Annotated in this window: 14 protein-coding genes; 9 read left to right on the plus strand and 5 right to left on the minus strand. The window is 67.6% G+C overall.

The features are described from left to right. Positions 1-24: 24 nt before the first annotated feature. On the minus strand, positions 25-2,349 hold the full coding sequence (locus tag OPIT5_09895) for a hypothetical protein (GenBank protein ID AHF90464.1): 2,325 nt from the start codon (positions 2,347-2,349) through the stop codon (positions 25-27). Positions 2,350-2,417: 68 nt separating this feature from the next. Further along, positions 2,418-3,188 carry an N-terminal cleavage protein gene (locus OPIT5_09900; protein AHF90465.1) on the minus strand — a complete coding sequence of 257 codons (771 nt, stop codon included), beginning with the start codon at positions 3,186-3,188 and terminating at the stop codon, positions 2,418-2,420. A gap of 207 nt (positions 3,189-3,395) precedes the next feature. Here OPIT5_09900 and OPIT5_09905 point away from each other — a divergent pair, with 207 nt between their 5' ends. From OPIT5_09905 to OPIT5_09930, 6 genes are all read left to right on the plus strand, one after another. Beyond that, complete coding sequence (locus OPIT5_09905; GenBank protein AHF90466.1) at positions 3,396-4,532, plus strand: GntR family transcriptional regulator; 1,137 nt, start codon at positions 3,396-3,398, stop codon at positions 4,530-4,532. Between the two features lie 191 nt (positions 4,533-4,723). Further along, positions 4,724-6,928 (plus strand): PEP-CTERM motif protein, encoded by a 2,205-nt coding sequence (locus OPIT5_09910; GenBank protein ID AHF90467.1) that lies wholly within the window; start codon positions 4,724-4,726, stop codon positions 6,926-6,928. Between the two features lie 44 nt (positions 6,929-6,972). Then, a complete protein-coding gene (locus OPIT5_09915; protein ID AHF90468.1) occupies positions 6,973-7,743 on the plus strand; it encodes an N-terminal cleavage protein in 771 nt (256 codons plus the stop codon). Between the two features lie 63 nt (positions 7,744-7,806). Next, the gene (locus OPIT5_09920; protein AHF90469.1) at positions 7,807-9,576 is read left to right on the plus strand and encodes a hypothetical protein; all 1,770 of its coding nucleotides are present in this window, start codon (positions 7,807-7,809) and stop codon (positions 9,574-9,576) included. A gap of 27 nt (positions 9,577-9,603) precedes the next feature. Then, a complete protein-coding gene (locus OPIT5_09925) occupies positions 9,604-10,740 on the plus strand; it encodes a hypothetical protein (protein AHF90470.1) in 1,137 nt (378 codons plus the stop codon). A 44-nt stretch (positions 10,741-10,784) separates the two neighbouring features. Next, positions 10,785-14,405 carry a hypothetical protein gene (locus tag OPIT5_09930; protein ID AHF90471.1) on the plus strand — a complete coding sequence of 1,207 codons (3,621 nt, stop codon included), beginning with the start codon at positions 10,785-10,787 and terminating at the stop codon, positions 14,403-14,405. An 80-nt stretch (positions 14,406-14,485) separates the two neighbouring features. Here the strand turns inward: OPIT5_09930 and OPIT5_09935 are convergent, their stop codons facing one another. Continuing rightward, positions 14,486-16,504 carry an alpha-amylase gene (locus OPIT5_09935; GenBank protein AHF90472.1) on the minus strand — a complete coding sequence of 673 codons (2,019 nt, stop codon included), beginning with the start codon at positions 16,502-16,504 and terminating at the stop codon, positions 14,486-14,488. Between the two features lie 196 nt (positions 16,505-16,700). On the opposite strand from OPIT5_09935, the gene OPIT5_09940 reads away from it, so the two are divergent. After that, complete coding sequence (locus tag OPIT5_09940) at positions 16,701-17,498, plus strand: AraC family transcriptional regulator (GenBank protein ID AHF90473.1); 798 nt, start codon at positions 16,701-16,703, stop codon at positions 17,496-17,498. A gap of 232 nt (positions 17,499-17,730) precedes the next feature. Continuing rightward, the gene (locus OPIT5_09945) at positions 17,731-18,900 is read left to right on the plus strand and encodes a histidine kinase (GenBank protein AHF90474.1); all 1,170 of its coding nucleotides are present in this window, start codon (positions 17,731-17,733) and stop codon (positions 18,898-18,900) included. A 52-nt stretch (positions 18,901-18,952) separates the two neighbouring features. Here the strand turns inward: OPIT5_09945 and OPIT5_09950 are convergent, their stop codons facing one another. After that, a complete protein-coding gene (locus OPIT5_09950; protein ID AHF90475.1) occupies positions 18,953-20,587 on the minus strand; it encodes a peptidase S8 in 1,635 nt (544 codons plus the stop codon). A 364-nt stretch (positions 20,588-20,951) separates the two neighbouring features. Between OPIT5_09950 and OPIT5_09955 the strand changes: the two genes are divergently transcribed. Next, entirely contained in the window at positions 20,952-22,334 is a 1,383-nt protein-coding gene (locus OPIT5_09955; protein AHF90476.1) for a competence protein CinA, read from the plus strand. A gap of 320 nt (positions 22,335-22,654) precedes the next feature. Here OPIT5_09955 and OPIT5_09960 read toward each other — a convergent pair whose 3' ends face one another. Then, complete coding sequence (locus tag OPIT5_09960) at positions 22,655-23,962, minus strand: UDP-N-acetylglucosamine 1-carboxyvinyltransferase (protein ID AHF90477.1); 1,308 nt, start codon at positions 23,960-23,962, stop codon at positions 22,655-22,657. Positions 23,963-24,001 lie beyond the last annotated feature (39 nt).

Consider the following 24,001-nt stretch of genomic DNA (forward strand, 5'->3'; position numbering starts at 1 on the left):
AAAAAAATGGGGGGGGGGGAGAGGTTATTCCGGAGAAAGAAGATCGGTCCGGAAGATGCCGTTGCCGCCGGTGCCGACGACGAGCCGGGAACCGGCAAAGGCGAGGACGTTGCGGGGGTGGCGGTAAGGGAGGCCGGCATCGAGGCGCGTCCAGGTGACGCCGCCATCGGTGCTGAACCGGATGCCGTCCGCGCCGTTGAGCGCGAGGCGGGCGGGGTTGCCCGCATCGATGGCGAGGGTCCATGTATTCATGGACGAGATACGATTCCAGGCGAGGCCGGCGTCATCGGTGCGCCAGAGTCCGCCTTCCTTGCGGCAGAGATAAAAGCGGCCGGGGGTGGACGGATCGGCGAAAAGGGCGTTGACGCCGCCGGACGGGGCGCCGTCGGGCGAGGCAAAGGCGGCAGCGGGAACCTCGCGCCAGACCGCCGGCGACGGGGAAGAGGGCGCGGTTTCGAGGCGGAAGACACGGGCCCGGTCGTCGCTGGCGGCGAGCACGGAGCCGTCGGACGACACGGCGATTTCGGGACCGGCGACCCAGATTTCGGAACGGAAGAGCGGAACGCCGGTGGGGAGACCTTCGCCGGCCTGCGTCCAGGTCTCTCCGGCGTCGGCGGTCCGGTAGATGCCGCCGGCAGAGGGGCCGACCGGACCGCTGACAGCGAGCCAGGCTTCGTCGGGATGGTGCGGGTGGAGGGCGATGCTGTGGCAGCGGTGTTGTCCGCCTTCCATGCGAGGAAGCCCGCGCATGGGAGAACGATGCCAGGTGGCCCCGGCGTCGTCGGTGACAAACACCTGGTTCGCAAACCAGTCGGCCTCGCGGGGGCCGACCGCGTAGATGCGGCCCGGGCGGGCGGGAGAAACGGCGAGCGATTTGATGTTGTTGCTGATGCCGGCGTTGTGGACAGGCACGAAGGTGTCGGCCGCGTCGGTGGAGCGGAGGTAGCCGATATCGGCGAGGCCGGCATGGATGCGGGCGGGATCGGCGGGGTCCTGGGCCAGCGTGTGGACGACGGTCATCTCGATGCCCTCGATATCCAGTTTCCAGCTACGGCCGGCATCGCGGGTCTGGTAGAAGGCATACCAGTCGGTGAGCGTCCAGTGACGGGGGTCGGCAGGATCGATGGCGAGATGGCCGAGAGCGCTGCCGAAATGGGGATAGCCGTGGCGGGAGAGCGCGCCCCACCAGTCGCCTTCGTGGATGTTTTCCTTCTGCCAGGGAATTTTTTCCCAGCGGGTGGCATCCGGGGAAAGGCGGTAGATGCTGGCGCCGTTGCCGCCGAGAAGCACGAGGCCGCCGGAGGGATCGGTGGCGAGGGCGCCGTAGGATCCGTCGGTGCGATAGTGGGTGGAGTAAGGAGCGAGGCCGGCATCGAGAGGCTGCCAGGTCCGGCCGAGATCGGTGGAGCGGACGACGCGATCGGTGGCGGGCGTGAGCGCGATGAGCAGCCCGGAAGCTCCGGAAGACGCGGGCGGAGCGGGATGCCGGATGATCTCCTTCATGCCGATGGAGGAGAGTTTTTGCCAAGTGGCTCCGGCGTCGTCGGTGCGCCAGAGGCCGCCGTCGAAAGTGTGTTCGCGGGGACTGATCCAGATGCGGGAGCGGCGGGCGCTGAGCCAGAAACGCTGCGGATCGGCCGGATCCACGAGGAGATCGACCGGAGCGAGAACGGGCAGGGGCGAGGCAGCCGGGGATGCCGCGACGGGCGCGGTGGCGGCCCAGGTGGCGCCGCCGTCGGTGGAGATGTGCACGACGGTGCCGATGGCGGCGGCACCGAGCGGGGCGGCCAGAATGCGGTCGGGGTTGGCCGGGTCCGCAACGAGAATGCGTCCGTCGGCGCGGTGGGGACCGTTGCCGGCAAAGCGTGCGTCGAGGCGCTTTTGCCAGGTGCGGCCGGCGTCGGCGGAGCACCAGATGCCGTTGTCGGTGGCGATAAGGACGCGGTCGGGATCGCGCGGGTCCACGATGAGGCCGCGCACGGAATAGTTGTCGCCGTCGGCGGGGAGAGCGTCGTGGAGCATCCGCCAGGTGGCGCCGCCGTCGTCGCTGCGAAAGAGGCCGCCGACGTCGGACGACAGGTAGAGGCGTTGCGGCACGCGGGCGGAAGCGGGAGCGAACACGACCTGTTGCAGGTAACCGCCGCCGCCGATGCGGCTGGAATACCAGCGACCGTAAAGGCGATGCGAACCGGCCGGCGCAGGTTTGCGGGCTGCTCCGGCAACCGGACCGGAAACGGAGCCGGAAACCGCGGGAGGCGACATGGCGGACCCGCTACCGGCGACGGCGAGCGGAACGCCGGGGAGCAACAGGCCGGGGACGAGGAGAAGAAGAAGGCGGTGACCGGGCATCGGGAGGAAGTGACGGAGGTGGCGGAAAGGGGATTGCAGGAGCGGGAGGGGAACGGGGGGTTAGGGGGTTATTCCCACCAGCGGTAACGGCTGCCGCCGCCGGGAGGATCGAGCCGGAGGGCTTCGGCCGTGAGGGATTCGATGTGGCCGTCGCAAAACGCCATGTGCGCCTTGCTGCCGCCGGCGTGGCGGTATTCGAGGCGCGACCAGCTCGGGCCCGGTGCGGCGGTCCCGTTGTTGGGATCCTGCTGGAGATTGTCGCTGGTGCCGATGTGATCGACGTCGTTGGCCTCGATTTTGGGGAGTTTGTCGCCGACGAGAATGATGCGGGAGGGCGTCGGCACGGCGGAGAGACGACGCCCCCAGTTGATGTTGGCGTAGAAGGAATTGATGCCGTAGCTGTAACCGTTTTTCCAGTTGTCGGTCTGCGAGGGGAAATCCTTCCACGGACGGCCCGGAGCCTGAAAGACGGAGTCGCGCGTGAAGACGCGGTCCCACGGAGCGGAGTTTTCCGCCGTATAGATGCGGGCGGCCACCTCGACATGCCAGCCGTCGGCCTCGGGAGATTTCTGGACGCGGGGGTATCGGCCGTCGCGCGCTTCGTTGGCGAGCTGGTTGAGGGCGAGCGCCAGTTGCCGGAGGTTGGACAGGTCGCGGGCGCTGCGGGCGTTCTGGCGGACCTTGCCGGTGACAGGAATGATGATGGCGGCGAGGACGCCGATGATCGCGATGACGGCCAGCAGCTCGACCAGCGTAAATCCGCCCCGGCCGGGAGCGGAAAAGGAACCGGGACCAGGGGCGCCGGCAAAGGACCGGCAAGGATGGTTTTTTGGTGACATGAGGAAAACGGGGAGAGGATCGGGTGCGGAACTCGTGTCGGACCCGCAAGTTATACCGCCGGAAAAGCCGATGCTCAATATGCAGTGCATGCGTTAATGTGCATCCCGTGCCTTCCGGGAATTTTGAGAAAAAAGAACTTGCCAGAATGCTTAGCAGCAATTTGCTTAGAAGCAATCAAGAAGCCCGTTTCCCGTCCTTTCACCGCCATGTCCACCCCCTTTACCCGTTCTCCCGAATCCGTCGCTCCGCTGTACGAGCAGGTCATGCAGTGGCTGGAGCAGCGCATCGAAAACGACTTCGGGCACGACGAGCGTTTTTTCACGGAGCGCGAGCTGGTGGCGCGGCTCGGCGTGTCGCAACCGACGGTGCGGCGGGCGTTGCAGGAGCTGGTCGACCGTCGCCTGCTCCACCGGCACGTCGGCCGGGGGACATTTGTGCAGAAGCACAAACGCACGCGTCTGCTCGGGGTCATCATGCCGCACTCGCATTCGCCGGTGCTGATGCAGCAGCTCAACTGCTTCGCGGAGCTGTGCGACGAATTCGACTGCAACCTGCGCGTGCATCACATCCGGCCCGGCAGCGACCCCGCCGATCCGGCCGGCCGGCTGCGCGATGTGGCCCGCGCCCTCCCGGCCAACCCGCATGAGGAGCGCATGGTGTTTCTCGGGCATTCGCAGGAGGCGGCGTGGACGCTCTTCGACGAACTCGACCATCGCGGCTTCCGCACGGTGAGCGCGCTGCCGTTCGCCGGGGGCTATCCGGGCGACTGTGTGAGCATCGACGTGGGCCACGGCGTCACCCTGGCGCTCGACCACCTGCGCGCGCTCGGCCACCGGCGCATCGCCATCCTCGTCAACGAACCCGTGGCCCTGGCCAACGTGAAGATGCGCCTCGGTTACCTGCGCGACTACGTGGCCGCCCACGGCATGCAGGAGGAAACCGTGTTCGTCGATTGCTCCCCGCCGATGGGCGGCAATTCCTTCGAGCCGGTTCTCGCGGCCTTGCCTGCCCTTCTCGGCGGCGACCCGCAGGCCCGGCCCACGGCCATCGTGCCGATTTCCGGCATCGGCGCCTGGGCGGCGCTCCGGCATGCCGGCAGGGCGGGCCTGAGCGTGCCGCGGGATTTTTCGGTGCTCGCCTTCGACGACCTCCCCGGGTCCGACCTGCTTTTCCCGGCTCTCACCGCCATCCACACCGACGGGCACGCCTACGCGCGCCGCATCCTCGAAATCCTCTGGTCCGATGAGCCCGGCGCCGGTGGCGACCGGGCTTCCTCTCCCCGTCAGGAAACCTTCGCCCCGTCTCTCGTTCTCCGCGAAAGCACCGCCCCCCTCCACGCCTGATCCACACCCGACTGCCGCAACAACCCGCACCCGAACACTCTCCGTATCCCGTCGCCGCTACCCGGTCCGCTCCCGCCCTTCCTTCCGCCATCCGGCAACGCCCCCCCTTCCGGTCGATGCCGCCAGCTGCTGCTTTGCCCGTCCCTCTCCCGTCACCTCTTGCCAACCCGCTCCATCCCGTCCCGCCTCCCATGAAAACCACCACCACCCGCCAATCCGTCCGCTCGCCCCGGTCCGCCACCACCGGCCTCGCTCTCGTGCTTGCCGTCCTCGCCCTGCCTGCCTCCGCCCCGCTGGCCCGCGCCAAATGGACGGGCACCGTCGACAACGACTACACCAACCCCGCCAACTGGCGCGACGGTGTCATCGACGGCATCTTCTCCTCCAGCCTCGGGGCCAATACCGAAGTCCTGTTCCCTTCCGGCAGCTACGCCATCGACCGGCTCTCGATCAGCCATGCCGACAACTACTATCTGAGGATCCTCCCGCCCGCCGGCTCCTCGACCGCCGGCACCACGCTTTCCCTCGGCGACGTCTCCGTGGACATTGCCGGCGACAGCGCCTCGCAGGAAGTCGCCATCGGCGTCTCCTCGCGTCCTCTCACCATCGATTTCGGGTCAACCGGCACGCGCACGATCACCGTCAACCCGTCGCTCGTCACTTCCAGCAACGGACGCGACACCCTCAGCCTCTACGGCGCGGTCACCGGCCACAACCTCCTCAAGACCGGCGGCGGCAGCCTCAACCTTTACGCCGCCACGACGCTCTCCGGCAGCTACGTCCAGACCGGCGGCACCACTTTTCTCCGCGGCTACACTCACCCCTCCGCCGGCTACCAGGAAGCCTCTTTCAGCGCGGAGCGGCTCGTCATCGCCGGCACCCTCGGCCGCTTCGTCGTGATGAACAACGCCGGCCTCGACGCCGCCCTCCCCGTCTCGCTCAACGGCGGCACCCTCGGCTTCCAGTCCTCCTCCGCCATCGATCGCACCCTCGACACGCTCTCCCTCGACGGCTCCCGCTCCGCCCTCGCCGTGACCCCCACAGGCGGCGCGAGCGGCACGCTCACCATCAACCACCTCGAACGCTCCGGCTACGCCACCCTCTCGCTCCTTGCCACCGCCGCCAACCCCGCCGGACGGGGCAACATCGCCATCAAGGTCGCCAACGACGCCTCCCTTCTGGCCGATCTCCGTGGCGGCGGCGGCGCGGCCGGCACGAAAAACATCAGCATTCTCCCCTGGGCCACCGCCTCCACCGCCAACTCGAGCATCCTCGATAACCAGCCCAACGGCGACTACTACACCCCGCTCCAGGGTTTTGTCACCTACACGCACGACGGCGGCTTCCGCGCCCTCGACAAAGCCACGGAGTACCACGCCTCCCTCGCCGAAGCCGCCTCCGACGGCAATGTCCGCCTCACCGCCTCCGAAACACTCTCCGGCAACAAGACCGTCAACTCCCTCTACCTCGACTACGACGCCGCGTCCGATCTCGCGGTCGATCTCGGCGGAGCCACGCTCGATGTGACCAGCGGCGCGCTCGCCGCCAACAACAACAGCGGCGGCAAGAGCTTCATTATCCGCAACGGCACCCTCAACTTCGGTGACGCCACCGGCTACATCACGTCCGGCCGCAGCGACAGATCCTCCGCCATCTCCGCCAACATCACCGGCAACGCCGGCGTCGTCTATGCCCCTGCCGAGCGGCTCACGCTTTCCGGCGTCAACAGCTACGCCGGCCCCACGGTCATCAACACCGGTCTCGTCATCATCGACGCCGCCACCGCCCTGCCCTCCACCTCCGACGTCCGCGTGGACAAAAACGCCACCCTCCAGATCAACAACAACATCGCCGCCAGCGCCGCCACCCTGGCCGGCAACGGCCTCGTGAAACTCAACAACGCCACCGCTCGCCTCGACATCGGCAATGTCTCAGGAAGCGCCGCCGGCTGGACCACCATCGGCGCCGGCGGCACGGTTTCTCCCGGCGATGCCTCCGGCTATTTCCGGGCCGACACCCTCGGCTTCACCGGCTCGGTGCGTTTCGAGGCAGGCTCCAGCCTCCTCATCGACATCGGCGCTGCCGGTGGTGCCTTCGATAGCATCACCGTCACCGGCGACCTTGCCGTCGAAGCCGGCGCCACTCTCGTCCTCAACTTTCTCGACGGCTACACGCTGAGGGACGGCGATTCCTTCGCCCTCGCCAGCGTCAGCGGCACCGGCCTCGACACCCTGCAAAACTTCACCGTCACCGGCGCCGGCATCGACGGTTTCTCCTTCACGTGGACCGACGGCCTGCTCACCGCCACCGCCGTCCCCGAACCCGCCACCTGGGCCCTGGTCACCGGAGCCAGCCTTCTGATGCTTGCATTCGTCCGCCGGCGTCACACGCGTTGATCGCCGATCCCGCTCCAACCCGCTCCCGCCAAATCATCATCCCCATGAAGTCAAAAACCAACTACGCCTGCGCGGTACGAGGAGGGTTCACGCTCATCGAACTCCTCACCGTGATTGCCATCATCGGCATCCTCGCCGCCATCATCATCCCCACCGTCGGCAAGGTCCGCAAAACCGCCCAGTCCACCCGCTGCTCCGCCGGCCTGCGTTCGGCAGGCGCAGCCATCCAGCTCTTCACCAATGACAATCGAGGACGCCTTCCCATCGCCGATAACGGAGTCTCCAAAAACGGACACTGGTTTGTCCAGGTTGCGCCCTACCTCGGCGCGCAATATGCCGCAGATGCCACCGTGGCCCAGATGGAAGGCACCAGAATCAACAAACCCGTCGGCTGCCCGCTCGCCCCTCAATTCGAAAAAAGCTACGATGTAAAAGGCATTGGCGTAAGCTACGGATGGAATGGCGTGAAAGTAACCCTGCGCGTTCCCAAACTCGCCGAAGGAATTGACGTCACCCAAATCACCACCCCCTCGCGCACCATCATGCTTGGCGAACGCTGGGGGCAAACCGGCAGTGGCGGCCGCGACTGGGGCTGGCGCTGCGCCCCGCCGTGGGACGGCACAGACCCGATGGTGGATGCCGACAAGGACACATCTGCCGGAAAACCCGACTCTCTCCGCCTCAGCCACGGAGGCCGCGCCAACTTTCTCTTCTTTGATGGCCATGTCGCTTCCATGAAACCTGAGGACACCTATACCGCCGGCGGAGATCCCGATGGAGATTCCGCCAATCCCAACCTCTGGAAAGGTTTCTAGCTCACGCACCGGCTCGTTCACGTATCCGCACCGTCCTCTCACTTGCCAATCACCGTCGTCCGCATGATCCCTCCCGCCACTGCCGGACTCCCGTCCACGTCGTCAGAAGCCACCGCCACGCCCGCCGCCACCTGCGTGCCGCCCGTCATTGCCTCCGAGCGCGTCCGCATTGCCGCGCTCTGGGCCCGCTGGCTTCCCGGCATCCTTGCCCGCCAGTGCTGCGACGGCTCCGAAAACGACGGCGCTTTCGCCGAAGACGACACCGGCTGGTACTGCGGGCGCCACACCGCCTACACCCTCGCCCGCCTCATGGCCGCCCGCCTCTGGCTCGACGAACTGTATCCCTCCCCGACCCTTTCCGACATCCCCTGTGTCTCCGCAGCCGCGCTCGACTCCGCATGTGTCCGGGCGCTGGCCTTTCTTCGCCGCCGGCAGTCGCCGGATGGCCGGCTCGATCTCAACGGCATGTATGCAGCCAACGAGATCGGTTTTCCGGTCACCGGCCTCGCCCTCGCCTGGGCCCGCTTTCGCGACCTCGGCCTCTCTCCCGCGCCCGGCTTCATCGCCGATCTGGCGACGTTCCTCCGCCGCGGCGCCGAAGCGATCCTCGCCGGCTCGCCCATGACCGCCAACCACCGCTGGTCCGCCGTCGCCGCCCCCCTCGCCGCCCTTCATCACCTCTGGCCCGATCCCCGCTACCTCGCCCGCATCGAGTCGCTGCTCGCCGAAGGCATCGACATCGACGCCGACGGCTGCTGGCACGAAGAACGCAGCCCCAACTACAACAACGTCGCCAGCCAGGGACTCCTCGCCCTGGCCGATGCGCTCGGACGTCCCGAACTCCTGACGCCGCTGACACGTCACGGAGAATTTCTCCTGCACGGCATTCAGCCCGGCGGCGAATTCGACTCCACCCTCAGCCATCGCCAGGACCGCGCCCTCCCCGACCGCATTGCCGTCACCTGCGGCATCGCCCGCCGTCTCGCGCTTCTCACCGGCGACGGCCGCTACACCTCCCTTTGCGATGCCGGCCGGCCCTCCGCCTCCGCGCCCGAAGCCGAGCTCGTGCCCCTCCTGCTCCAGCTCGACGCGCATCCCGGCCCGCTCCCCGCGCCTCGTCCGCTGCCCGACCGTTACGAAGTCTTTTACGCCTCCGTCCCCCAGGCGCGCCTCCGCACGCCGCGCACGCTGGTCAGCCTGTCCGCCGATCCCGGCGGACACTACTACGATACCGTCCGCGACCAGTGGGGCGGCGCCCGCCGCAGCGACGACTGGCTCCACATCCATCACGGCGGCGTAGTCATTGAAACACTACACCTCGCCGGCGCCGGCATGCAAAACCTCCAGCCGGAAACGCTCCGGCGCCTTGCCGCCGGTCATTATGAACTCTCCGCCCGCCAGCCCGGCTGGGAGCACACCCTGCATTTCAGCCCCGGTTCCCCGCGCGTCCACGTCCGGTGGGACTGGGAAACGTCCGTCGCGTTCCGGCGCTCCGGCGACACGGCGCACCTCACCCTGGCCAGCGCCAGTCCCCATTCGCTCATGGCCTCGCTCGTGTGGTGGGTCCGCCCCGGCGCCCTTCTGCTCCAGTCCGGCGACCCCGGCCGCACGCTCTGCGCCGGCGATGTCGTCGCTCTCGCCGGCGGCTCACCCCTTCGCCTCGAAAGTGCCGACGGCGCCGCTATCGGGATCACCGGCCTGCCCGCCGCCGCACACACACAGCCGGTTCTCTTCCCTCCCGCAATTCCCTCGTCCATCCCGCAGACCTGCGCCGCTCTCCACCTCGGGCTGCTCTTCCCCGTCGACCTCGACCTTGCCCTCACCTTTCTCTGACCGCCCGTCTCCTTCCGTTCCCGAACCATGATCACCCGCCGCCTCCTGCTCGTTTCCGTATCCGGTTTCCAACTTCTCTGCGCATCGTTGCCCGCCGCCACCTTCGGCACCGGCCAGGCCGGTCTCACCGCGGCCGGCAACGACATCATCCGGCTCGACACCCCCGAAACCCGACTCGCCATCCGTTTCACCGCCGCAACCGACGGCGAACTCACCGAAGTCGCCTTTGCCTCCGGTCACGGCTCCGGCTACGCCGCCAACCAGCCCGACGCCTTCACCGTCACCCTTCACGCCGACACCGGAGGCCGGCCCGGAGAACGGCTCGCCACCGCCGACCGGACCACCTTCAACGCCACCGGCGCCCGCCTTCGCGCCGCCGCCTTCAGCGGAGTCGCCATCAAGGCCGGCACGGTTCTCCATGCCGTCATCGCCGCACCCGCCGCCGACGCCGCCCGCTATCTCAGCATCGAAAGCTCCCGGCTCCCCCAGGGCGTCGTCCCCGTGCAGTCTCTCGACATGACCACACGTGACCCGGCGGCCGGCGTGCTGGTGTCCACGGATGCCGGCGCCACCTGGAGCGCCCGTCCGCAGACGATCGCCGCGCATCGCGTCACGATCAGCGATCGCACGCAGGGCTGGGCCTACACCGGCACCCTCGACCTCCGGCTCCGGAACGGTCCCGCCGGCAAGGAATACCCCATGCAAAATTTCCGGTTCCTCACCGGCGAGGCCGGCGGGAAAGCCTCGGTCACGGCCATCCGTATTTCCCTTCGCCCCCAGGGCGGTCTTGTGAACAAACCGGTAAAGGTCTTCGCCCGCATTCTCGAAGATCCCTCGCTCCGCCCTCTCGTTTCCGCCGGGCAGACCGTGACGCTGGCCGATGCCGCCCGCTTCGAACCCGTCACTCTCCCCGTCACCGGCGACGCCACGCTTCAGGACGGCACCGACTACGTGCTCGTCCTTGGCCTTTCCGACGAGGTTTCTGCCGGCGAAAAGGACTTCCTCTTCATGCGCGCCCCCAACTGGGGCATCGGCTCTCCCAACCTCAACGACCTCAACTGGCAGACCGGAGCCAACGCCGTCACGGTCTCCCGCGCGCCCGACCGGATCGACGGCTCCCGTTTTCCCACCGCCGACATGCCCTTCCTGATCGAATACAACTGATCCGCCCTTCCGTTTCCCCTCCCGTCATCCGTCCCGTTTTCCCCATGCGCCATCTCCTGCTCCTTTCGGCCCTCGGCCTCCAGTCTCTCGGCACTGCCCTTGCCGCTCCCTTTGGCCCCGAAGGCAGCGCCACGGCGCAACCCGCCGCGCTCCCCCCCGGCGTCGATGTCATCGAGACGGTTTTCGACCGGACTCCGGTCGAACGCGGCCTCGCCTTCGACCGCACCGGCGTCAAGCCGGCCTCCCTCACGCTGAAAGACGGTCGTCCCGTCGATGCCTGGGTTTGTGAGGAAAGCATCGAGCCCGCCATGCGCTGGACGCGCTCCTTCCGCTTCACCGTCACCGATCCGCGCTTCCGCCAGGGTGGTCGCCCCGCCGTCGACCTCGAAATCACCTTTCACAGCCCCGGCTTCGGCAGCGTCCGCGTCAAGGCCGACACCGCCGCCGGCGCCCGCCTGATCGGCTCCGTCTGGGGCAACACCAAAGAGTGGAAAACGCTCCGCATCCCCCTCGACGACGCTTTCTTCGGTGCCCGCACCGACCCCGCCGACACAGCCCCGAGCGTCAACGGATTCGACCTCCGTATCGACGGCGTCAACGGCCCTCTCTACCTGCGCCGCGTCCGCCTCGTCGGCTACGACCCCGACAAGGATGTCCACTGGCCCCGCATGATCAAGACATCCGATCTCGCCTCTCCTTCCACTCCCGGAGGCGTATTCGCATTCACACGACAATCCGGCGCGCAGATCACCGCCCGTCTGCAAAACCTCGCCCGCGTCCCCCGCCCTCTCCGCTATCGCTTCCAGGTCTCCGGCCACGACGACAAAATCCTCCACCGCGCCGAATCCTCGCTCCTCCTCGCGCCGTCTTCCACCGCCGACGTTTCCCTCGCCTTCGACCCCGCCGGCTGGCCACTCGGCCCCTGCGACGGCCGGCTCGAACTCTTCCTCGACGACGATCCCGCTCATCCCGTTTACACCCGCACCTTCCGCATCGGTATCATCAGCTCCACGACACTTGCCAAGGCCCGACCCGGCGAATTTCTCTACGGGCTCGACGCCGCCAATAACACCATCTTCCCCATCCTCACCCCCGCCGCCTTTGCCTGGTACCGTATCATGGGAGTGGATATTCTCCGCAACCCCTGGAACAAGGGCATGCAGGAGAACGCCGCCGATCTGAAAACCGCCCTCGATGCCCTCGCCGCAGAGGACGTGCAGACTTCCATCATGGTCGATCCGCCCAAAGACCCCGATGCCGGCAAACGCGCCGGCCAGCTCGAAAGCAAGATCGCCTTTCTCGAGGAAACCGCCCGCCTTTTCACCCCGGCGCCCGGTGATCCCGCAGCCGGCAAACTCCGCTACTACGAAATGGGCAACGAACCGGACCTCCCCCATTTCTACCCCGCGCCCATCGACACCTACGTGGAAAGTTATCACGCCATGTACGACGCCGTGAAACGCGGCGCCCGCGGCGCCGGCCGCGGCGACGCCGATACCGTCGTCATGAACGGCGGCCTTGCCTTTGCCGGTCAGGAAAGCTCGCGGCGCGCCGCCGAATTTGTCGCCCGGGTCGACGCCTCCCGGCTCGATGCCATCGCCTATCACGGACACGGTCCCGGCATCGCCGCCGAGCGCACCGCCTGGGAACGCCTTCACACGGTCGCCGCCGCCAGCAGTCCGGAAAAGGCCCGTCTCCCCTTCATCGAAACCGAATCCGGATTTTCCGGCGTGGACCCTATAGGCATCGCGGAGCAGGCCCGCACCGTCGTCGAAAAGATGACCTACGCGCAGTCGAAAGGCATGCCCTTCTTCCTCTACTTCCGTCTCTTCATGGAGGGCGCCGGAGCCGGTATCGAAGGCGGCTACACCATGGCCGAAAATTTCGTCGAACCCCGTCCCTCGATTCTCGCCTACCGCCACATGGTCGAGCGTCTCCGCCATCATCGTTACGTTCGCCAACCCGATTTTGCCGGGGAAGCCGGCGCGGACGGGATCACGGCATTCCTGTTCGAGGAGATCGACGCCGCTGCCCGTCCTGCCGGTCGCAAGACACTCGTCGCCTTCTGCGAAAAACCGGTCCGTCACGAATTGCGCCTCGCCCTCGGCGACGCGACGCAGTCCTCCTCTCCGCAATTCTTCGATCTTTACGGCAACACCCTGCCGCTTTCCGCCGCCGTCGCTTCCGGTGTGGTCACCTTCGGCGTGGGCATCGATCCCGTTTACCTCACCTGGATTTCTCCCGCTGCCGCGGCCGACACGGCAGCCGTGCGCGTCATGCCTTCGCTCCTCTCGGTCGATACCACCGCGCCGCTTCTCGCCGGCGCCGACAATCCGCTGACCGTCACCGTGCGCAATCCCCATCCCGACAAACCGCTCTCCGTCACACTCTCCGCCGAAGCCCGCGCGCGCGTCGCCGCCCGCATCGAACCCGCCCGGCACTCCGTCACCCTCCCCGTCGGCGAGGCCGTCACGCTTCCTCTTTCGCTCGGCCTGGAGCCCGCCCGCCAGCCTCTCGCGCTCCCGCGCTGGTGGACGGTTTTCACCGACATCGATCCGGCCAGGATCACCCCCGCGCTCCGCGCCCGCATCCCGGCCACGCTTCCCGCCAGAACCGGCGGCGCGCCTGTCGTCGGCCGGCCCGCGCTGGCTGACGGAGGCCGCCTCAACTTCGGTCGCCTGGCCGGCGGTTTCGGCGAAAACCGCACCGGCCTCGCCTACGCCATCATCGACACCCCGAGCGCCGTCACCCTCGACTGCGGCGCCAGCGGCGACTGGTGGATGGCCTGGTATCTCAACGGCCAGCCCGTCATGGACACCCTCGAAACCGGCAACGGCCAGCATGGCCCCATCTCGCTGCACCCCTTCCGCCTCGCGCTCCGGCCGGGCCGCAATGTGCTCGCCGTTCTCGTCACCAGCGGACGCGGCGGCTGGGAAGTCCTGTACGGCGGCCCGAAGGAGTTGCAGATCGCCCGCGCCACGGATGACGATCCCGACAGCCTTGCCCTCACCCTCACCGATTCCTCCAGCGGGCAACTCCTCGCCAGCCACAAGGCGCCTCTTCGTTTGCAGCCTCCCGTCCCTCCGCTCGGCGACGCCACTCCCGACCTCGCACACGCCGACACCTGGCTTCCGCTCGAGCCCTTCGCCGTCGCCGGCCGCGAGTCCATCACCAACGAATGGGAAAAGGACCCCGACGCCTCGCGCTGGTACAAAGGCGAGGCCGACCTCTCCGCCGCCGTCTGGCTGCGGGACGATCCGGCCGGCAACCGCCTCCATCTTTTCCTCGTCGCGACGGACGACCGCCACGTTGCCCCCTCCGGCTCCGCCGCCGGGGCGCTGGCTGCCGGCGACAGTTTCCGCGTCCGGCTCTCCGCCGAGGCCGGACGCACCCTGCTCGATGTGACCGGAGCCCTCACCGGTTCCGGCCCCGTCCTCGCAGGCGCGCCGGACGGAGTCGCCTTCCATGCCCTCCGCCAGGAGAAAACCGCGGCCGCCGACGCCGCCACGCTCTACCACCTCGCGATTCCGAAACCGCTCGTCGGAGGAATGCCCTTCCGGGTCAACCTCCTCCTGATCGACAATGACGCCGGTTATCCGAAACAGACCCTCGCCATCGGCGATGTGGAGGCCCCGCAAACCGGCCTCCGTGCCATCACGCAGTGACGATGCCCCTCCCGGGCCAGTTTTGAAAGAACCGGAGCCGGCCTGCCAATGGCGTCAACCGGCCCGCGCCGGCATGGGCCTCACCACGCCAGCTCCACCATCTGGTGGCTGAGCACGCGCGGCACCGTGAATGTCACCACGCCGTCGCGCTGCGTGAACTCCAGCGCCGCGCCGTCCGGCACGAGACGCGCCGACTTCACCTTGCGCGGCAGGCGCACCGCGCAGCGCACATCGCTCACCGGAGTCACATCCTCGATCACCTCGACCGGCTGGGCATGCGGCCCTTCATGCTTCGCCCCGCCGCGCAATGTCGGCACGGCGTGCAGCACGTGCACCACAAAACGCCTGTGCGCACGCTGCTCCGTCACATTGACGCGGCCCGTGGACGGCAGGTTTTCCGTCACCACCGGCAGCGCGTCGCCACCACCGGACAGCGCCTTGATCGCCGCCCGCACGAAGTCGCGATAGAGCGGCTGGCCGTAGAGGCGATAACGGGTAAAAATCCGGTGCGCGAAGTACGCCACGTTGCCCTCCGCCGACAACGTCGCCGCCGGGCCGGTTTTTTCTTCCGATCCGGGTTCGTCCGGCGCGTGCTGGTGCGAACAGAAATGTTCCCAGGTGCGGTTGAAATACGGCACGGCCCGCTCCGCCAGCACCCGCGTTTTCGCCAGCGGCTTCACCTCCAGCGCACCGCCGTGAATCACCACCGGCGACTTCACCGGCACGTCGGCCGCAGAGAGCGCCGTCGCCACCAGATAATCCGGATCGGACGCGCTCTGGCCGACGTAGCGGATGCCCGCCTCCGGCAGCGCGATCGCCTTGCCCGCCTCGTCGAGCAGGCTCGTGCCGCTGGCGAGAATCCTGCCGCCCTGCGCGAGGTAACGGCGCGCCTTTTTCTGTAATTCACTCGTGAATACGATCGAATCGGGCAGGATAACCAGGTCAAACGGCGTCCATGCCGCCTTCGCGTCGAGCACGAGAAACGGCTGGTGGAGTTCCAGCAGCATGCGCGACGCGCCTTCGTCGGCCAGCGTCTGGCGCACTCCCGGTTTTGCCGCGCTCACCAGGCCGATGCGCGCCACCGGTTTCACACCGGCGCACCACGCCTCCTTCGCCTCGACGGCGCGGTAGGCCTCGCCGATCAGCGCCCAGGTGTCGCGGTTGATCTCGCCACTCGGGTGGAGCTGGTCGCCGATGCTGCACTTCGCTCCGTAGGCGATCATCGCCTCGCACTCGTAGCGCAGCGCCTCGGGTCGCTTGAACCCGCCAAACTCGCCCCACGTCGTGTGGAACTTGCCCGTCATGCCGAGAAAATCGTGCCCCGTCGTGATCGCGTAGCGCGCCGACAGCGGGAAGTGGTCGTAACCCCAGCCGCCCGTCGGCAGCGATTCCAGTTCCAGATGCGAATTGTACCGCAGCTCCTCCGTCGCCCCGATGTGGACGTGGCCGCCGTTGTGAAACACCGGCATATCCGCATTGTGAATACGCGCGGCGGCGGTCGTCTTTTTGTAGTAGTCGAGCAGGACCTCGTGCGCCCAGGCGGCCACCTCGGCCTCGTTCTCCGGGTTGTAGCCGAGCGCCTTCATCGCGGCCAGGCTCTCGTCGGAGTAATCGAGACGCGGCCCGATGATATCCAGAAAAATGCCGTCGGCATCGCGCCAGCGCGTGACGACTTCCTCGATCTGGCGGCACAGGTAGTCGAGGTAGGGCGAGTTCCAGCGCAGCACGCCGCGCCAGCCCGCGTGAAACGGCTCCACGCCCACGCCCTTTTTGTTGATCGTGCGCCATTCGGGATGCTCCGAAAGCGCGAGTTCGTCGAGCCCCGCGCTCAGGTAGATCGGCACGCGCACGCCGATCTCGCGGCACGCCTCGATCTGCTTCGCGAGCAACTCTCCTTTCATGTGCGGATGGCGCCGGCCGACCTTCGTGTCGTGATAGCTCCAGCCGTGGTGGCATTTCGAAAAACAGGTGATCGAGTTGACCCGCGCTTCCTGCAGCACGGCCTGAAACGCCTTCTTGTCGAACTTCGCCCCGACGCCGGGGATCGAGCCGTTGGTGTGAAAATCAAGATGAACCTGGCGAAACGGGAGAGGATGCATGGTGGTTTGGAGGAAAAAAAGAAAAAGACAGGGAGAAACGATGGAGAGACAACGATGGTTTTGCGCTTGAGCAGGATGCCCGGGCGAATGTCCATAATAACCCGTGCCGCCCTCTCCTGCCAATGCGCCGAAATCGCCCGAATGTGTGCAAAAGTCACCGGCGCCTCCCGCGCCCGCCGCCGCCGCGACGGCGCCCATGCACCTGCATCACCACAATCCGGGCGACCTGCAACTGCGGTTGTTGCAGTGTGTGACGGCGCGGCTCAACCGGTGGGAGCATGACAACCTCTCCGCACCCTACTGGCGGCTTTACCTGCTTTCCGGCAAGGGCGCGGCCGTGCGCTGGCGGGGCCGCACCACGCCGCTCGATCCGCGCCACGCCTGGCTGATCGGCCCCGATACGGATTTCGGCGCCACCCTGGAAAAACCGCTCACGCAGTGCTACGTCCACTTCACGCTCACGCCGGCCTTCGCCTCCGGCCCGGGCGTGTATCCGGTCAGGCTCACGCCCGTCATGCGGATGCTGCACGCGCGCGCGGCGCCCGGCTCCGGTGCCGCGTCCGCGACTGCGGTTCCCCCTTCTCCGGAGGAGTCGGTCATCGCCTGGAATGCGCTCGTGCTCCTCGCGCTCGGTGGCCTGCCGCCGGGCACACTGCGCGAGCGCCGGCTGGATGCGCGGGTGCTGCGCGTGCTGGAGCACATCGAACGCGACATCGCCGGCCCGCACACGCTGGAAGAACTCGCCCACGTCGCCGGCATGCACGCCCGCGCGCTGATCCGGCTTTTTCGCCACGAAACCGGCGTCACCCCGATGGCCAGCCTGCGCGCCCGCCGCGTCGCCCTTGCCTGCGACCTGCTCCACCACTCGGACCGGCCGATCGACGATATCGCCGCGCTGACAGGCTTCTGCGACCGCTATCACTTCACCAAAACCTTCCGCCGCCTCCGCGAAGTGTCTCCCGGCGCCTTCCGGCAACTGCAACGGCAGGCATAAAACAGGCCCCCGGCGCCTCGCGGAGGCGGTATCTGTTTAGCGACCCCGCGCCCTGTAGCTGCGAACGGATACCGGAGGCGCCCCACGGATTCCGCCCCCCCTCGCCGGGCAAGTGCATTCCCGGATCCGGAAACATGTCCGGAAGCAGCCAATGCGAGCGTACGAATGGCAAAAGATGCACAGTTCCGATACTGGACACTTTTTCATGAGTATGGCTGATTTGTGTGCGGCCATGTCAAACCCGCCGACACCCTCTCTCCTGCCCACGTTTTTCGCTCCGGCAGAGCGTGTCGACGCCGGGCAGATCCGGAGGCAGGCCGCCGCGGTCGCCGCCAGTCCGCTGGTCTCCACGCTGCTCAATTCGATGCTCGATGTGGCGCTGATCCTCAACGCCCGGCGCCAGATCGTCTTTGCCAGCGAGAACACCCTTTCCCTGCTGCCTTCCGGCGACCTTTCGGCCGCGCTGGGCAAACGTCCCGGCGAGGCCCTCGCCTGCATCCAGGCCTCAACCGGACCGGGCGGTTGCGGCACGGCCGCCGCCTGCTGCGAGTGCGGCGCCGTCCATGCGATCCTGTCCGGCCTGAGCGGAAAAGGCGCCACGCAGGAGTGCCGCATCACCCGCATCGTCGGCGGGCGGCGGGAATCCCTCGACCTGCGCGTCAGGAGCACGCCGTTCATGCACGAGGGCGAGCAGTATACAATCCTGTCGGTTGCCGACATCAGCCACGAAAAACGCCGCCGGGCTCTCGAGGACACCTTCCTCCGCGACCTCTCCGACCAGACGGGCTGCATCGAAGGCCAGGCGATGCTGGTGCGCAGCCAGTTGCCCGACGGCCAACTGCGGGACGAAGTGGACGATATGATGCAGATGATCGGGGAACTCTCGGAGAAAGTCCTCGCCCGCTGCGATCTGGCCGCCGCGGAAAACGACCGGCTGATCCCGGTTTTTGCAACCCTGCGCGCCCGCGATTTTATCAAAACCCTGGCGAGGCACTTCGCCCTCCACGTCCTCGGAGCCGGATGCTGGCTGCGGATCGATCCGGCTTCGGCCAACCCCGCCTTTTTGTCCGATCGCGGGCTGCTCCAGCGCGTGCTGGGGAACCTGCTTCGCAATGCACTCGAAGCCGCGCAACCCGGGGAAGCCATCACGCTCGGCTGCGACAGCGAGGATGATGTCGTCAATTTCCGGATACAAAACGCTTCCATCATGCCGCGCAAGGTCTGCCTGCAAATCTTCAACCGGTCGTTCTCCACCAAGTCGCCCGGCCGCGGGCTGGGCACCTACAGCGCGAGGCTGCTGGTCGAACGCTACCTGCACGGCCGCATCCGCTTCACCTCCGGCGGGACCACCGGCACCACCTTCATCGTCACCCTCCCGCTGAATCCGCTCGCGCCGCAGTGATGCGACGCTCCGGCCGCTTTTGCGGACTGCCCGGAAAATCCCGCCGCCGCCCTCACTTCGCCAGCTCGGCCGCCGCCCGGTTGTTTTTCGGCACCTGGTCGAGCGTGCCCGGCGGCATCGCCAGCTCGGCCCGGAAAACGATCTTGCCGTTGACCTCCAGCCGCTCCGACACCACCGGCACCTTCACCGACGTGCTCGCGCCCGGCTCCAGCGGCAGCAGCGGATACAGCAGCGGCGCGCCGTCCACCGTGACAGCGAGCGAGGCGCCCGAAAGCGGCTGCGCGCCGCGATTCTGCACCACCACTTCCACCGTGCCCGCCTTCGCATCAAAAACCCAAGCCGAGACCGCGCCATCCACCCGCGAGGCGTTGTCGCGATCCATCGCCCACGCGAGGTTGACCACGCCGTTGCCGTAGCTGGCGTCGGGTCCCGCCGTGCCGCCGTCGTTCGCATGCGTCTGCAACACCTGCGCGGCTTCGGCCGCGGTCAGCGACGGGTTCGTCGAAAGCAGCGCCGCGATCGCGCCCGACACCACCGGCGCACTCGCCGACGTGCCGCTGAAATAAATGCGGTCGCCCCCGCCCGCCGCCGTCGTGATCGCGTAGCCCGGAGCTGTCAGCCGGAGCTGTTCGCCCGAATTGGAAAATGCCATCTGCCAGCCCGCCGCATCCGTCGCCCCCACCGAAATCACCTGCGAGTACGCCGCAGGCCAGGCCAGTTGCCCGGCCTGGTCGTTGCCCGCCGACGCCACCACCACCGCGCCGGCCGCCTGCGCCTGGTCGATCGCCTGCTCCAGCAGCCGCGCCGTCGCGTAGCCGCCCAGGCTGACGTTGATCACCTCGGCCCCGGCCTCGGCCGCCGCCATGATCGCCTGCGCCACCGTAAAGAGATCGGACTGCCCGTTCGTATCTGTCACCCGGATACTCAGGATGTCCGCCGCCGGCGCCACCCCGCGCGCGCTCGCGTCGCCTCCGGCGGCGATGGCCGCGACGGCGGTGCCGTGCGCGGAATCCGCTTCCGTAAAACCCTGGCCCACGTCGAGCGTCTTCACCCGGTTGTCACCGAACGTCGCGTCGCCGAGCACGCCGCTGTCGAGAATCGCGATCAGCACGCCTTGGCCCCAGGCGGAGTTGTCCGCCGCCTCGAAGCCGAGCGCGGACAGCAGCCCGCCGAGGACCGGCGTCTGGCCCGACGAAGAGCGCTCCTCCGCCGGCGGCGGCGCGGGCGGTTGCATGACGGGGTTGGCTCCGATCGCCTCGAAATCGCCTCCGCGCCCGCGCAACGCTCCGGCAAACGCGTCGTAGTCGTCCACGCGCACGCGCACGGCGCGCAGCCCTTCGATCCGGGCCAGCACGGCCACGCCGGCATCGCCCGCCCGGGCAAGAAATTCGCGGTATGCGGCCTCGGTCGCAAACGTCAGCACGCCTTCGTCCGGCCGCACGCCGGACCGCCGGAAAAGCTGCGCCAGCCGCGCGGCGAGTCTGGCCTGGTCCGCCTCCGCCGCCAGGTCCGCGCCGGAATCGGAGCCGGCCCGTGACGCGACCGGCGCGTCGGCATCCGCCCGCACGCCGCCGAGGCTTCGCGGCAGCCGCGCCTCCCGCCCGTCCGCCGCCCGCTGCCACCACCACGCGCCGACGAGCAGCCCGAGGACGGCGATGGCGGACAAGAGAATGGGACGGATGCGCATGGGACGGAGCAGACGGACGGGCGGCAATGTATCCGCAACAGGACGCCGCGCGAACGGAAAAGGTTTCCGCCCTTCCCTTTCGCGGGGACGGCCCCGCCCGGCCATCCCTTCCCGTCCGCCTCCGCACCAAACCGGCCCGCCCGCTGGCATTTTTCACGAGGTTGGACAGAGTTGGCCTTGGTCCATCCTGTATTTCCACCACCGCCGCACCTCCCGCACCGAATCCGCCAATCCTACACGCCCGCCAGACCGGTTTTTAACCCCCCTCGCCCCGCCGGATGCGCACCCGCCCACGAATGTCAGTCTTGATGCCGCCGGATTTTTTTCCGAAGTCGTTCTCCTTGCATCGTCGCCTGCCGACAGAATGAATCCACCCAGCCATCCGCACCCGTCCTCCACTTCCGAAGCCAGCCAGCCCGGCGCCTCCCCGGCGCGCCCCGTGACCGCACTCCGTTACGAACTGCTCACGCTCGGCGACGAACTCCTCCTCGGCCTCACGGCCAACAGCCACCTCACCTTTATCGGTGAACAACTTGGCCGGCGCGGCGTGCTTCTGCAACGCAATGTCACCATCACCGACGAAGCCGACGTGATCGCCGCCCAGTTCCGCGAAAGCTGGGGGCGTGCCGACGTCGTCATCACCACCGGCGGGCTCGGCCCCACCTGCGACGACCGCACGCGCGAGGCCGTGGCCGCCGTGCTCGGGCAGAAACTCGTTTTCGAACCAAAAATCGTCAGTGCGATCGAGGAGCGTTTTTCCCGCCTCGGCCGCAGGATGACGGAGAACAACCTCAAGCAGGCGTACCGGTTCGCGGACGGCGAGGTGCTGCCCAATCCCAACGGCACGGCGCCCGGCCTCTGGATCGAGCAGGCCGGCCGCGTGCTCGTCATGCTGCCCGGCCCGCCCAACGAGCTGCAACCGATGTTCACCGACCAGGTGGTGCCGCGTCTGGCGGCGCGCGGGCTGCTCGCGGAGCGCGAATCGTACATCCAGCTCCGCACCGCCGGCATCGGCGAATCGGCGCTGGAGGTGTTGCTGCAGCCGGTTTTCGACCGCTATGGCGATGCGCTCGGCGTGGCGTTCTGCGCGCATCTGGGCCGCGTCGATTGCCGGCTGAGTTCGCCCTCCGGCGCGCTCCGGCCGGCCGAGCTCGACGCCATCGCCGCCGACTGCGCGCGGCTGCTCGGCGAGGATTTTGTGTGCTACGGGCAGGACCCGCTGGCGAAAGTCGTGGCCGAGCTGCTGCGCTCGCAGGAACAGTTGCTGGCGGTGGCCGAGACGGCGACCGGCGGCGCGCTCGTTTCGGCGTTTGCCGATTTCTGCGGGCGGTCGAAATTTCTGGCCGGCGGCTGCGTGTGCTGCTCGCACGAATCGAAAATGCAGCTCGCCGACGTGCCCGAGGACATCCTCATGCAGCACGGCGCGGCCAGCGACGAAGGCGCGGTGGCGATGGCGGTCGGCGTGGCCGAGCGGCTCGGCGCCGACTACGGCCTCGCGCTCACCGGCTACGGCGGCCCCTGCGCCGGGCAAAACGGCAGCAACGAATATCCGGTCGGCACGATCCACCTCGCGCTCTGCACGCCGCACGGCGTGTGGTCGAAAAAGCTGAGCTATCCCGGCGAGCGTTCCGTGGTGCGCACGCGCGCCGTGACGATGGCGCTCGACTGGCTGCGCCGCGAACTCCTCCGCGCCCGCCGCGGCGCCGTCGCCGGCTGCCCGCCGCGCACAGACGGCGTGATCCAGTAATACCTGCATTCCCGTAGTTTCCGGATTTTTACACAAAGCTCGCGAAGAGCGCAAAGGCTTGCTGATGTGAACGTCGCATTCCAGGCAATCCTGGTGGTCCGATGCCGGGAGATCGTTTTTTACATACGATTCCTCCCGGTAACGCGGTAAACGGTCCTGCTTCCATTTTAACCACGGATTGCACGGATCTTCAGCGATTCCACGGATGGGAAGGTACCTTCTGACATCCCTGCCTTTATCCGGTTTTTTATCCGTGAAATCCGTGGTAAAAAATCCGGGACCTCGGCACGAGGATAACGGAAAACCCCGGAGGCGGCGGCCTACCGCCATTCGAGGTCGGCGCCGAGGCTGCGGAGGTTTTCGACAAAACGCGGGTGGGCGCGCTTGATGATCTCGGCGTTGCGCACCACCGAACGGCCGGGAATCGACGCCGCCACCATGGTCAGTGCCACGGCGGCGCGGATGATGTAGGGCGAATCCACCACCGCCGGGTGCAGCGGCCGGTTGCCGAAAACCACGATGCGGTGCGGATCGCTCACGAGCGCGTGCGCGCCGAATTTCGCCAGCTCCGGGATCCAGGAAAAACCGTTTTCGTAGACCTTGTTCCAGAAATGGATGACGCCTTCGGCCCGCGTGCTCAGCGCGATCATCAGCGGCAGCAGGTCCACCGAAAAGTACGGCCAGGGCGCGGCCTCGATCTTCGGCAGCAGGTTGGTCGTGTAAGGCGTTTCAATGACAAGCCGCTGGCCGCGGCGCACGAGCGCGGCGGCCGCGCCGTCGGGAGCCGTCTCATGCGCGATTTCCACGCCGAGCTTGTGAAACGCGCGGGTGATGAGGTCGAAGTGTTGCGGCAACGCCCGCTCCACGCGGACTTCGCCGCCGGTGATCGCGCCGAGCGCGAGGAACGTGACGATCTCGTGATAATCGCTGCTCACGGCAAAGGTGGCGCCGCGGAGTTTTTTCACGCCGGTGATCCGGAGCATCGAGGTGCCCGTGCCGTCGATCTGCGCCCCCATGGCGACGAGCGCGGCGCAGAGGTCCTGCACGTGCGGCTCGCTGGCGGCATTGACGAGCGTGGACTGGCCGTCGGCGAGAACCGCGGCCATGACGAAATTTTCCGTGACGGTCACCGACATGTAGTCGCACCAGTGGCGGGCGCCGCGGAAACCGCCGGCGGGCAGCGTGATGACGAGCGGGTCGCCGCTGTCCACGTCGGCGCCGAGGGCGGAAAGAATGTCGAGATGCGGGTCGATCTCGCGCACGCCGAGCGAACAGCCCTTGGTGTTGGAGTGGATGGTGATCGTGCGCAGGCGGTGCAGGAGCGCGGGGTAAAGCAGGACGGTGGAGCGCATGTCCTGCGGGAGTTCGTCGCCGGCCAGGACTGGGCGAAACCCGACGTGATCGACCTGCATTTCACCCCGTGCGCGGTCCCAGGCGACGCGCGAGCCCTGGGCCTCGAAAAAGGCAACCAGCTTGTTGAGGTCGGTGATGTCGGGCACGTTTTTCAGCGTCACGGGCTCGTCGGTGAGCAGCGTGGCGCAAAAAATCGGGAGGATGGAGTTCTTGTTGCCCGACGGAGTGATGACGCCGGAGAGAGGCTTGCCGCCGTTGACGATGAGATCGGCCATGGAGGCGAAAGGCTGAAGGCGGAAGGCCGAAGGCTGAAA

Source organism: Opitutaceae bacterium TAV5 (assembly GCA_000242935.3).
GTDB lineage: Bacteria > Verrucomicrobiota > Verrucomicrobiia > Opitutales > Opitutaceae > Geminisphaera.